Genomic DNA, 13,785 nt, shown 5'->3' with positions numbered 1-13,785 from the left:
CGCGATTTGATATTCATTCAGAAATTCTATTTTTATTCCCACACACAAACAACAACTCATGAAAAAATTTATTCTCCCGTTGATCGCATTTTTTCCGGTTCAGTATGCTTCTGCACAAACAGCGAAACAAAATGATCTTGCTGCCGATAATATGAAAGGAAAAGTAGCTATGGTCACGCAAAAATATTATCAGGTGCTGCAGACTGCTGCCGGAAAAGATTCCGTGGGACAGGAATGGGAAATGACGGATCATACTTATATAATGGCTTACACCGACAAGGGATATGTGGCGTGGGCAAATTTTTACAAGACCGGTTCTTTTCTCGATTACCGTTACGTTTTTAAATATGATGATGCCGGGAATCGAATTGAAGAAACCTGGTTCGATTCCGACAACGCGCTTGATTACCGGTTGACAAGAAAATATTCTCCTAAAGGTTTTATCATGGAAATGAAAAAATATTCCGACACCGCGGGAACGTATGACGAGAAAACTGTTTACGAGCCGGATCCCGTTGGCAATCCTTTAAAAGCAACATTGTACGATGGGAATGATGCGGTGGTGCAAACCACGTCTTATAAATATGATGAATATGGAAACTGCACAGAGGAAGATAATTTTGATGCAAAAGGGAAACCGCTTGGAAAACTGATGCGCACATTCGACAGCCGCCACCTGAAAACTTCGGAAGATGCCTACACGGGTGATGGCGCCATCATGACCAAACAAAAATACCAGTACGAGTACCGCGGACATCTCTCACAACAGCAGAATTTCGATAATAATTCAAAACTCGTAGAGAAAAATGTTTTTGTGTACAACGATAATGCCGATCAGAGTGAATGGACCAACTTCGACCGCACAGGATTCGTGATGTACAATTACACGTACACTTATGAATATGATTCTACAGGAAACTGGACGAAACAGTACCAATTGAAAGACGGGAAAACAGTTTTTCTCTCGACGAGAGAAGTGAAATATTATTGAAAATAAATAGCCGATTAATCACAGCTCACCGATTCCCCGATGGGCTATAATGGGAATCTATTTCCCTTCCTGTTCGATTAATTTTTCCATCTGCTCAGCTTTATCATTCCTGTTTTCATATTCGTAAAATTCTTTTGCTGCGCGGTAATCTCTTTCGGTTTTGGCTTTTTCTGCGGCATACTCTGCAATGATATAACACACCTTGTAAGAATCATGCATGCATTGCCCGTCTATAAGGTAATGCCTGAATTCATCAATGGAGATATCCCGGACGCATAAAGCGATTTTCTCATCGAGATAATTTATTTTATTCGCATAATCTTTTTTATCGATGGCATACATCTGCGCCCCCATAATAGTTATATAAATTTCTTCATAAGCTGCCAATGCGCCGGTGTAATCTTTCAAAGCAAAAAGACTGTCTGCCTCCTGGGGATGGAAATTTTTCAGGGCTTCAACATATAATGCGGAATCACAAATACTGAATTGCCGCAACGCATATTTCTGGCCGGGAGAAATGTAAAGAGCAAAACAATAGTAGTCGTGCGCTTTTTTAAAATTATTCCCGGCAAACGCCGAATCGGCAATGGCGATTTCGTAAGTCGTTTTTTGTTTGATGAATGCCGCCGTATCGCTGGTATACGGGCAAATGGTAAAGTACGGGACATGCAGGTATGCCTCGCAAATCCTGTCCTCCAGATAGTGTACTCCCGGTTTTATTTTCAGCGCCAGTTCGTAACAGGAGATCGCATCAGTATAATTATTTGTGAAGGAATCATTCTTCGCCGCAAAATATTTATCGCCCATTGAAACATAGTCGTCGTACCTGAAATCGTTAACGCCACTGCCGGTGTTCATATCCTCTCCGCCAAAAAAAACATCTTCCTTCGAAAAATACTCAGGGTGCTTTCTCCCAGTCGAGTCGCTGAACCAATATACCCCTGAATCTCCATGCGTAGTTTCATATTCCGCCATTGGCTTTATCTTTCCCACGGCGAGAGAATCTTTGGGCTGCGACGAACAATCGACGGCAATGAAAATGAAAAACAGAAAAGAAATATTTTTTATCCGAATAATGGAACTCGGGTTTATTCTATTCATGGTCTCGCGATTACCCGGTGGGCTATTTAATCAATGCGTTATCAAATCAAATTCATTTCGAAACCTTCACTCTTATTCCTTCCGAATGTGCACTGAACTCCGGCGCGTACATGCACTGTGCTTCGGTAATTCCATTGGAAAAATCACCGGCGTGAATAACAGTGAGCGGATATTCGAACACGTGCGTTCCTTTCGGCAAAAAGCTGAAGAAGAAATCTGTCGAAGCATCTTTTGTGCTCTCGTAATAACCCAATCCATCTTGATATTTATATTGGGAAATTACATTCACCGGTTCGAATCCTGATGCGCGCATGTCTTTCATGTGTATGTATTGCATGTCGCGGTCGTTGCGAAGTTCTATGCGCACGCGGAGTTTGTCGCCGGGTTTGAGAATGGTTTGATCCGTTACCGGTTCTATCACTTCTCCCGATGAAGTTACTTTCACAAGGAATAATTTTTTCGTCACCTGCATGGGAGTTTGTGCCGGAGTTATTTTATCCATGTCTTCGAAATATTGCCAGTACATAGCGCCCCACGAAACACCCGGACCTTTTTTCGACACTGTAATTTTTCCCATATCGGGTTTGATCTGATCTGCGGTCCACGAAGTTTTAAAATATCCTGTACCTGCTTCTTCTTTCAGTCCCATCGCTTTCGGATCGATCGTTTGCGTTCCTACCACAATGGAAACATCTGATTCGGTCGCAAGCCAATTTGTTCCGTCGATGAGTAATGCATAACACGCTTCTGCAGTTGCTGTTGTTGTTTTCCAATCGTTCGTCTGTTTATTTTTCAGCAACCACACACGAAGATCATCCACCGATTTCTGATCGTTCTTCACATCTTTAAATGCTTCGATCATCATCGCCTGCGTTTCAATCGGTGCCTGGTACCAATAATATCCGCCCGTATTATCTTTCCAGTACATTCCGAGTTCATCACTGTGCAATGCAGTTTCAGAAAGTGATTTCATGATGTCGCCGGAAGTTTTTGCATCGGCATAACGGAATGTTGCGAGTGCAAGTTCTGCTTCGGAATAATTCCCTTTTCCAAGCCAGTATTTTTTCGCCTGCCCCATGAAATAATCAAAAGCAGTTTTGTTACGCGTACTCATGGAAACATCTTTGAAATAACTTCTCGCATACAAATACTGAATTTGTTCATAGCTGAGATGATCTTCATCTATGTGCGCTTTGTCATATTTCAGAATGTATTCGTAATCTTCACGAATTCGGTTGTCGAGATAATTCACACCATTGGTCACCATGTTCCAGCAGCGATTATCTTCGCGAACCGATTTCACGCCGAGATGATCGAGATGTCCCATTCCTGTAATGATGTATTGCGTAATGTAACGATCATCAGGCATTCCATCGAACCACGGCCATCCTCCATTGGAGACTTGCATCTTTTCTAATTTTCGCAATGTGCGGTCTTGTTCATCCGACATTTTATTGAGATCGAACAACAATGCAACGCGGCGTTTTCTTTCCGATTCATCTTTTGAATCGAGCACCCATGGCGTTTCGGTAAGAATAACATTTTTCAGATCCTGATTTTTTTCAAGATTGGAAAGGAATGCATCCTGATCTTTATTTTTCCACACATCGAATACTGCTTTGATCTTCGGAGAAGAATTTGCAATGTTCGTTGCAATGGAATTTGCATAATAGCGCGAGAAAGTTTGTTCCGCGCACTCGTACGGGTACTCCATCATGTACGGGAGCGCCTGCACTGCGTACCATGCGGGATTCGAAGTGAATTCCAAAGTGAGCCGTTGATTCGTGAGTGTAGAAGATCCATTAGACTGATTCACTAATTTTTCAAAAACAAAATCTTTTGTTTCTCCACCGCGAATAGGCAGCGGCATAGTTTCCGTAACGAGAATACGATTGCTGAGTACAGGCAGAACATTCGTTTCTCCATCGGTGAAATTTCCTGCCGACGCGACAACTTTATATTGTATCGGCCCTGTTCCTACGGGAACAAAAAGGTCCCACGACAACGGAGCGCTTTGTCCTTTCTTCACATCAAATTTCAATTGTGCCTGCGAGGTGAGAATTTGTGAATCGATCGGTTTCATTGTTGTTGCATCGTACAACATGATCTGCGCATTTCCGGAAAGATCTTTTCCGCTGAGGTTGGAAACTTTCGCAGTGAATGTGAGCATGTCTTTTTCACGAAGGAAGCGCGGCGGATTCGGCATGATCATGAGATCTTTTTGCGTAACCACTTCTTTCTCGATCTGCCCGTATTTGAGATCTTTCGTGTGCGCGAATGCCATGAATTTCCATTTCGTGAGCGCTTCATTCATCGTGAATTTGATAATGACACTTCCGGAAGAATCGGTTTCGAGTTGCGGATAAAAGAAAACTGTTTCGTTCAGATTTTCTCTCGCTTTAATGTTATTCAGATTTGTTCTGGCGCCGCCTTGCCCTTCATCCGATCCATTTTCATTTCGGCCATCGCCGAAAGCCCAGGTTCCTTTAGTGATAGATGCTTGGCCGGTTGCCAGTGTTACATCGTAAGCACCTGTCGCTGCCGGCGCATCAGCATTTTTTCCACCCGACGAATACCACGCATACGTTTCTCCCGATTTTTCTTTTTTGTTATCGCTGATAGAAACAGAATCCGTTTCTGTCTGCTCTTGTGAGCGTGAAATATTTCCATCCATTTTATCGGAAATAAAATCTTCATCGTCTTCATAATATCCCCAATAGCGATAACCGTAACTGTAGCCAAACCAGTTCAGCTCATCATACGTTTTAGAATCATAATCGGCATAACCATTCCAATCGTCTTCATAGAATTCGGCATTGGCAACACTGGTCACACCCTGCTGCCAGTAAAGTGAGCTGTAATAATTCTGGTAGATAGAAAAATTCCAGTAGTTGGCGCGGAATTCATCGAGTGATGCATCGTACATGGCCGCTACCATTTCTGCTGCAACTTTTTCTCCCTTCGGCCCCCTGATCTTCATTTTCCATTCTTCTTTCGATCCGGGTTGCATTTTATCGCGGAAAGTTTCGAAAGAGATATCGAGATCTTTACTTTCCCACGCAACAGAAACAGTCTGGTCTCTCGTGTACGCGCGATTGTGATAAACGAAAGCAAAATGCACTCCGAAATTTCCACGCATGGATTCCGTTACAGGAATTTCAATGTACTTCTGTTCATCATTAAGCTTGAGCCATTCGTGAGAAAGAATTTTTTCATCCTGCTCGGTTTCATACAACACCTGCACATCTTTCGCAGGAGTGCCCACGAGGAAAACTGCTTTATCTCCCGGCTGGCAATTCACGTTGATCGGCTGGAAAGAGAACATATCTTTTGTTGCCGGAGTTTTTTCTTTGATGTCGTACAATGTGAAATACCGGATGTCTTTTACTTCCTGTCCGTACTTGTCGTGCGTCATTGCTTCCACGATGTAATCGCCGGGAGCCCACGAATTTTTTTTCCAGTACACTTTTTTCTCTTTACCGGTGTTGATGGATGACGAAAGAACTTTTTCTCCCTTTTCCCATTTTGCCATTTCATTTTCATCCTTGTAAGGATCATCGGGGAACCAGTTGTTCCAGTCTTCTTTTTTGTAAATGAATTTATCGGGTTTTGCCCATTGGCGATCGCGGAAATAATGATCGGGTGATTTTAATTTTGTCACTGTGTAATTCACGATCGCAGAATCGGATTGTCCTTCGAGATTGGTGAGTGAAACATAAACTGCATTCGTGTCATTTTTCTCAATGTATCCGCCCGCATCAAAATTCAGGTTGAGTGCAACGTAACCAACCGAAACGTACGTTTGCGTGCTGTGCGTTTCGCCGGTGATGTCGGTTACATCCACATAAATTGTGTAAGTGAATGTGGGTTTGCTTGCAGGAGTAACACTCCGGTCGGGAAGCGCTTTGAATGGAATTACAAATCCGCCGGTGTCATTTGTGATCGTAGTTCCATTCGCGATCTCAACCGTGCTGCTCTGCGGATAATATCCGTACCAGTAATACCACCAGTAAGGAAAACTTGCACTTCGTTCAACGCGATACTTCACTGTTGCGCCATCAACAACAGAACCGGCAAACATTTTCGCTGTGCCTTTTACTTTCACGCTGTCGTTCAACCGGAATTCTCCCTGCACCGGTTCGCAATTCACATCGAACTTCGGACGTTTATATTCTTCCACGCTGAAATAAATATTTCCCGATTCATTCTGCAAATGCATTTGCCCGGTGAGCCCGGATGAAGGCGCAATGAATGTTCCGCTGAATGAACCGTAATCATTGGTAGTGAGATCGAGCGACGTCCCGACCTTCTGGTAATTCACATCGTAGAATGTAACGCTGGTAGGTTGATCTTTCATGATCTCATTTTTCGTTCCGTCCGTTTCGATCATGATGCCTTTGAAATAAACTGTTTGTCCCGGGCGATAGATCAATCGATCGGTGAAGAAAAATGTTTTCGGATTCATTTCCGGTTTGTAGCTGTACGGCTTGTACTGGTAAATATCTGTCGTGAAAAGATGATTCCCGTTTGAATTCACTTCGAGAAACATATTCCGGTAATCAGATGGCGAAGGAACCAGCACATGACCGTCGGCATCGGAAGTGAAACGTTCTCCTTTGCGGTAATGATACCCACGATCGCTGTAATCATATTTCTGGTACCACAACTGAACATCGGCGCCAACAATGGGCGCACCGCTGTTGCGATCGAAGAAATAATAATCGTAAGCAGAATTTTTCAGTTGGCGATCGATGTAACTGATGGACGAACTCCACATGGTTCCATAAGCAATCCCATTCTTCGTCATTTTAAAATCTTTGTCGGGCGATGCGAGGATCACATAATATCCTGCGGGCAATCCCGGAATTTTAAATTCCGAAGAATGCATATTGTAGTCACTGTCATCGGGAACATTTTCATCCCATAGCTGCACCACCGGAAGTTTCAGGTAATCTTTCACGATCTGTTCCTGTGTGCGGTTGTCGTAATAATTATCATGCACGTCTTCTTTCAGTTTTGCAACGCGGAAATAAAGATGGTCGAGATTTTTCCAGGTCACGAGTGCGCGCGAAGGTTCGCCGGGAACAGCCGTTGCTTCATTGGTAAAATCGAGTGTTTTCTTAATGATCTCTGTGCGGATTACATTGCAATTCGTGGCGCCGGTAGTCAATGGAAATTTTTTGATGACCGCATCGCAGATCTCCAGCGCACGTTTTTTTTCCCATTTATATTTTTCATCCTGGTTCGGAGTATAACCATCACCAAGCGAACTATGATAATAAGCGAGATAATAATAAACTTCTCCTGTAACCGGGCAATCAGGATAATTGGCGGCGAGTTGACGAAGCGCCGCTTCATACAAACTGTCTTTCCCGTCGGCAACAGAATTATCATGCACAAAATTTATTCTTTTCAGATCGGCATCTACGAGCGCATCCGGCTTTTTATCGTTGAGATGAAACGCAACCAGCGATTGTAAAATTTTCAACGCATCATATCGCATGGAAAGGGTATCGTTCGTTGACAATTTCATGGCAGCAAATTTTTCCGCCGAATTGAAATAAGCAGGATCATCGAGTTCGAAATGATCGGCCGGGCGGGTAATATCCGGTTCTTCGGCGGAGAAAAAATCTACAGCGCGATGCGCAAGAAAATCATAGAGCGTAGGACGAAGATCGCGCGAAACATTTCCTTCGGTGATCACCGCATCATACACATCTTCATGCGTGCGCATGAGTGAATCGGCAGGAATAACTGAAAGACGATATTCTTTCATAGCCATATCCACGAGATGAGTAAGATCCCACGTATTAATGGAATCATTCTGAAAATTCACGGTCTGGCTGCGTTGCTGAAATTGCCAGCGGTTGCGCTGATAATATTCCCAGTACAAACTTCCGAGCATGGAATGCAGAACAGGAGCCAGCGGATACTTCGCTGTTTTCATTTCATTCTGCAGATCGTAGATCGCAAACTCTTTCGAATTTTCCTGGAACGCATCGGAGTAGAGATACCGATGCATGAGCGCTTTCACGATCTGTGCATTGTTGTGATCAGCTTTCGCTTTATCAAGAATCTGGTTAGTGAGATTGAACGCCGACTGGTACAACCCTTTATTCGCCAGCGAATCCACGCGTTTCCATTCCTTCTCGTAAGAAGAACCTTTGCCAATGAAAAGCATCGGTTCTGCTTTTGCAGGATGGTGATTAAAATTCCAGATGAGTGCGGCGCAAAGAACAAAAACTGCGGCAACAATAAATTTAGGAAGACGGTCAGACAGACCTGCCTTCGTGGTGGTTTTCGGAGAAGTATCCATAGTGTAGGAAGCGATTTACCTGAAGATGCAAGGTAGAGCGAAATTCCATAAAGAATGTGCCAATGGGACGCAGATCGCTTCGTTACTCTCGCGATGACGCGCCCCATTGGCACATTTGCACATTTGCAGCATTAGCAAATTATTTTTTCAGCTTATCGGCAAACACTTCCCTGAATTTTTCCACTTTCGGTTTTATCACGTACTGGCAATAACCGGCATTGCCATTATTCGCATAATAATCCTGGTGATAATCTTCTGCCTTATAGAAAACAGTGAACGGAGAAATTTCAGTTACTACCGGGCTGCCCCACGTATTTTTCTCATTCATTTTGTTTTTGTAATACTCCGCTTTTGTTTTCTGCTGTTCGTTGTGATAAAAAATCACAGAACGGTATTGCGTGCCTTCATCATTTCCCTGGCGATTGAGTTGTGTAGGATCGTGACATTCCCAGAATGCAGAAAGCAATTCGTCGTAAGAAATTTTTGTAGTGTCGTAAACAATGTTGCACACTTCGGCGTGGCCGGTAGTGCCGGTGCACACTTCGGGATACGAAGGATTTTTCACCGTTCCCCCGCTGAAACCAGAAGTAACGGAAACCACTCCATTGAGCATTTCAAATTGCGCTTCCACGCACCAGAAACATCCGGCGCCGAAAGTTGCGGTATCGAGAACAGAATTTGCTGACATATTATTTTGTGTTGTAGAATTTTTTGAGTTGGATGAATCGGCTGCAGAATTTTGTCCGCATGCTGTAAACGTGCTTCCGAGGAGCAGGGTAAACAGCGGGTAGAGGATCTGTTTCATGCAGAGATTTACGTGGGCAACGGAAGAGTGGATTTTATTTTGAGTTTTTTTAACATCGCTTATGAATTGTGCATTTCATTTGCATCTTTTCAAGACGGTAATTTGTTTGCTTTATCAGACTAAACCACCCTGAAATTACGCCTTTATTTCATCCAACTAAAAAAACGCTACTATGAAAACAACTCTTTTCTCCGCCGCATTTGCATTCATCTGCATCGCGGCCCCGTCGCAGAATTCTTCTGTCAACATCAGCACCGCTCCGCCAGAGCACACGATCACGGTCACCGGCATCAGTGAAATGGATATTGTTCCCGATGAAATTTATGTGAATGTGGGGATCGAAGAATTCACCAAAGACAAAAAGAAATTTTTCATTGAAGAACTGGAATCCGGGTTCCTGAATTTTCTCGACAAGTCGGCTGCAACTCCTGCCACCGATGTGAAAATGGATTACACCGATGCACGCATCATTGCCATGAAACGAAAACAGAAAGATGCGATCATCAGCAAAACATACGAAGTGAAATTCAAAAACAGCGATCAGGTTACGCTGCTGCTGATTGCCGAAGATTCACTGCATCTCAATAATGTTTACATCAAACGTTATTCGCACAGCAAGCTCGACGATTACAAACAGCAAGTGCGCGCGAAAGCGATGGCCGATGCCAATGATAAAGCGGTGTACATGCTGGCTGCGATCGGCCAGAAAAAGGGTGCGGCCATTTACGTGCATGAAATTTTTTCAGATGTGGTCGTAATGGATGGGATCAATGATTATGGTGATAATGTTTTTCTCGAAGAAGATTTTCTGCGAATGGAAGACGGGAGATATTTTCCTTCCGGCGCTGCGGGAAATTCCAATGGTGGCTATGATAAGCGAATGATCTATTCTGCTTTTGATGAAGACATGCAGGATTATCGCGGATACTCCGGATCGCCGATTCACAAAACGATCAAGCTGAAGTATTGGGTGAATGTGACTTTTTCTCTCGCATAGCCGACGAGCGGTTGTGAGTTTTGGGTTACGAGTTTGGGGTCGGAATTTTTTTTCTGCCCTACCTACTCATTACTCATAACTCCTAACTCAAAGACCGCCTACCTTTACCCGATGAATATTCTCCAACTGATAATCGCCTGGCTTTTTATCATGGCCGGTTACAACCTGTGGAATAAATTCAAAGCCGATCGTGAAACAGGAAAAAGTTTTTTTGATTTCGGCGATTTTAATTTTCTTGTTGCTTCGCTTACGTTGATGCTGGTGTTGTGGGGGATGTTTTCGCTGATTGCTCCCGAACCGAAATTCATCAGCGCCGATGAACAGATCGAATACGGGAATAACACGCATCAGCCGCATTTGGTTTGCGATGCATTATGGAAAAAAATTCATGATGAACCATTGAATGCAGATCTTCATTTTAAAATGCTGCAGGCGCACTTCGAATGGCAGGATGAAAAAATGAGCCGCGAAGAAATGAAAGTTTTTGATGCTGATGGTGTTCGCATTTTCAATTACTACAGTGATCTCGCTGAATCGGCCGGCGATGTAGAGCGGCAGGATCTCGGCAATATATTTCTTGCCATGTGGTACATTCTTCGTCCCGGACACGACGCAGAGAATGCGGCGTTCTACCTGCGTCAGGTAAAAAATAAAACACAGAAATATTACAATTATCTCATTGGTGAAACTAATTTTTATTCTACCGGGCCGGAAGTTGCCGAAGCCGATTTCAAATCGGAAATAAATCTTAACGGTTACCTCGAAGGATCGTATTCAGAGCTGGCGTGGATCTACAACATCACGGGCAATAAAGATGCGCTTGCGGAACTTGCTTATGATCCGGTGAAAAAAAACTGGGTCGACAATGAACTCCGCTACAAGGTTTATTTTCTGCACGGCGATCTTGGTTCTTTTTATTTACTGCGTTTCTATTCCATTTTTCACACGCTTCCGTTCTGGGGAATACTCAGCGCCCTGCTGGTACTTTTCACGTGGCTGTTCTTCCTGCGCAAACTCAGTTTTCTTTCGAAAATAAAATGGATGCATTTTTTTCTCGCCGTGGGAATCGGCGCGGTGCTGGCGATGCTCAGTTTATTGCTTTATGCATTTTATCATTACGTTTTGCATTACCGCGAGAGCGGCGCGCTTGGACATGATTTTCTCTATTGCTTTGCAGGAATAGGATTCATAGAAGAATTAGTAAAACTTATTCCATTCCTGATCATCCTGCATTTCACGAACATCATCAAGCGCCCGATCGATTACATTCTCATTGCATCGGCAGCCGGATTGGGTTTCGCATTTTTCGAAAATCTCATTTACATTTCACAGTACGGGCTTGACGTGATCCACGCGCGTGCGCTCACCGCCTGCGTGTCGCACATGGTCTCGAGCGCGATCATCGCGTACGGGTTCATTCTTGCAAAATTCCGTTACCCCGGAAAATTGTGGATCATCCCTCTTTTTTTTCTCGCCGCGGTTTTCGCTCACGGCTTCTATGATTTCTGGCTGCTGAATGAACAGGTGCGTTCATTTTCGCTCATCACTTTATTTTTTTATTTCAGTGAAATTCTTGTTTACGCTTCATTCATCAATAATGCGCTGAATCATTCGGTGCCTCAGGTTTATCATGCTTCCATGATCACACTCAACACACAACGGCTGGCTTCTTTCATTGCAGGATCACTCATCCTTGTATTTGCGCTTGAATATGTAGGCAATTGTTTTGTGTACGGCACTTCTTCCGGAAATACTTCGCTGCTGAGTTCGTTTCTCTCCGGCGGTTATCTTTTATTTTTTCTTTCCGTTCGTTTGTCGAACATCGATATTCGCCCGAATGAATGGGGCAGGATCGAATTCTTCGCAGGATTATTTCCTTCACAATTAATGCGCAGCCGGAAACAAGGCGGAAATCATTCTACCGTAGGAACAAAATTTATTCTGCGCCGCGATATTTCTTCCGGGCCATTCGCTGCGCATTTGCCGCTCACCGGAACTATTACCAGGAAACTCACAATACAACAGGACAGCGGCTGGTTTGAATTCCGTCCCGATGAAATTCTTTCGGTGGGAATGATGAAACACGAATTCATTTACCTGCGCGCGCGCATGCAGGACGATCAGATCGTGGCCGGGAGCACAGTAGTTGCAGGAATTTATCTGCGCATGCAGGACCCGGCGAATCCTGAAAAATCGAAATTAGTTTTTGCAGATTGGGTGGTGACGTAGGGGGAATACGAAATCCCGAATTAATTCGGGAAAAAGTTACGAAATACAAAAGGGCACGAAATTGATAATTCAGCGCTGATGGTTCAAACCAAAAATTTATTTCAAAAAATTTTTACACCAGCGAAATATCGAACTGCACAAGATCAATAAATTCCTGCACGCGCTCATCCACTTCGTCCTGCGTGAGGCCCACCAATCGATCGACACCGAATTTTTCTACTGTGAAAGAAGCCATCGCTGATCCGAAAATGATTGCGCGCTTCATGTTGTCGAATGAAATATCTTTTGTTTCGGCGAGATAGCCGACGAATCCCCCGGCGAAACTGTCGCCTGCGCCTGTAGGATCGAACACATCTTCGAGCGGGAGCGCGGGCGCGAAGAACACTTGTTCTTTATTGAAAAGCAATGCGCCGTGTTCACCTTTTTTAATGATGAGTACTTTCAATCCCATGGCAAGAATTTTCTGCGCTGCTTTTACCAATGAATATTCGCCTGAAAGTTGCCGCGCTTCTGCATCATTCACCGTAAGCACATCCACTTGCGAAATTGTTTTTTTTAATTCATCCATCGCCGTGTCCATCCAGAAATTCATCGTGTCGAGTACAATAAGTTTCGGACGTTTTTTCAATTGCGCCATCACTTTTTGCTGCACCGCCGGCATAAGATTTCCCAGCATCAGAAAATCACATTCACGTGCCGCTTCGGGAACAATGGGATCGAAATCGGCAAGCACATTCAGCTCGGTGATGAGCGTATCACGCGAGTTCATGTCGTTGTGATATCGCCCGGACCAGAAAAAAGATTTCTGTCCTTCTTTGATCTGCAGCCCATCGAGATTTACACCATGCTTTTTCAGCATTTCGAGCGATTCTTTCGGAAAATCACTTCCTATCACTGAAACGAGTTGAATATTCTGTTTGAAATACGAAGCCGCCAATGAAATATAAGTGGCGGCGCCGCCAATGATCTTGTCGGTTTTTCCAAAGGGAGTTTCGATAGCGTCGAATGCCACCGTTCCAACAACTAATAAACTCATAGAAGAGGGATAAAGATTTGCGCAAATGTATTGTATAATTCGTTCGTAGGTGCTAATATTGCACCCCGTTTTAGCAGGGAATTTTCCTGTTGGGCGGAATTAACCAGTATAAATAAATTCCTCCTTAGCTCAGCTGGTTAGAGCACATGACTGTTAATCATGGGGTCCCTGGTTCGAGTCCAGGAGGGGGAGCGCTCTTATTGAAAAACCATCTTGAGAAAAACGAGGTGGTTTTTTTGTTTTTACACTCTGTTAATCATGTCCCGACCGAGGTCGGGATGGTTCGAGTCCAGGAGGGGGAGCGCTCTTA

Annotated in this window: 7 protein-coding genes and 1 tRNA gene; 4 read left to right on the top strand and 4 right to left on the bottom strand. The window is 43.9% G+C overall.

The window, feature by feature from the left end:
• The first annotated feature begins 58 nt into the window (after positions 1-58).
• Positions 59-991 (top strand): hypothetical protein, encoded by a 933-nt coding sequence (locus HY064_10215; protein ID MBI3511026.1) that lies wholly within the window; start codon positions 59-61, stop codon positions 989-991.
• 57 nt (positions 992-1,048) lie between these two features.
• Here HY064_10215 and HY064_10210 read toward each other — a convergent pair whose 3' ends face one another.
• The 3 genes from HY064_10210 to msrA form a co-directional block, all read right to left on the bottom strand.
• Complete coding sequence (locus HY064_10210; protein ID MBI3511025.1) at positions 1,049-2,092, bottom strand: hypothetical protein; 1,044 nt, start codon at positions 2,090-2,092, stop codon at positions 1,049-1,051.
• A 52-nt stretch (positions 2,093-2,144) separates the two neighbouring features.
• The gene (locus HY064_10205) at positions 2,145-8,408 is read right to left on the bottom strand and encodes a hypothetical protein (GenBank protein ID MBI3511024.1); all 6,264 of its coding nucleotides are present in this window, start codon (positions 8,406-8,408) and stop codon (positions 2,145-2,147) included.
• Positions 8,409-8,547: 139 nt separating this feature from the next.
• Positions 8,548-9,213: a peptide-methionine (S)-S-oxide reductase MsrA gene (gene msrA, locus HY064_10200; GenBank protein ID MBI3511023.1), complete on the bottom strand. Its 666-nt coding sequence runs from the start codon at positions 9,211-9,213 to the stop codon at positions 8,548-8,550.
• 172 nt (positions 9,214-9,385) lie between these two features.
• Between msrA and HY064_10195 the strand changes: the two genes are divergently transcribed.
• Complete coding sequence (locus HY064_10195; protein ID MBI3511022.1) at positions 9,386-10,210, top strand: SIMPL domain-containing protein; 825 nt, start codon at positions 9,386-9,388, stop codon at positions 10,208-10,210.
• A gap of 111 nt (positions 10,211-10,321) precedes the next feature.
• Positions 10,322-12,439 carry a PrsW family intramembrane metalloprotease gene (locus HY064_10190; GenBank protein ID MBI3511021.1) on the top strand — a complete coding sequence of 706 codons (2,118 nt, stop codon included), beginning with the start codon at positions 10,322-10,324 and terminating at the stop codon, positions 12,437-12,439.
• A gap of 112 nt (positions 12,440-12,551) precedes the next feature.
• On the opposite strand, the gene HY064_10185 is transcribed toward HY064_10190, so the two are convergent.
• Entirely contained in the window at positions 12,552-13,475 is a 924-nt protein-coding gene (locus tag HY064_10185) for a bifunctional hydroxymethylpyrimidine kinase/phosphomethylpyrimidine kinase (protein ID MBI3511020.1), read from the bottom strand.
• Positions 13,476-13,593: 118 nt separating this feature from the next.
• Between HY064_10185 and HY064_10180 the strand changes: the two genes are divergently transcribed.
• Positions 13,594-13,667: transfer RNA gene (locus tag HY064_10180), tRNA-Asn, on the top strand.
• The last annotated feature ends 118 nt before the right edge of the window (positions 13,668-13,785 follow it).

The organism is Bacteroidota bacterium (genome assembly GCA_016194975.1).
Classification (GTDB): domain Bacteria; phylum Bacteroidota; class Bacteroidia; order Palsa-965; family Palsa-965.
The sequence above is the reverse complement of the archived record's forward strand: the minus strand, read 5'-3'. Positions and strand labels throughout refer to the sequence as shown.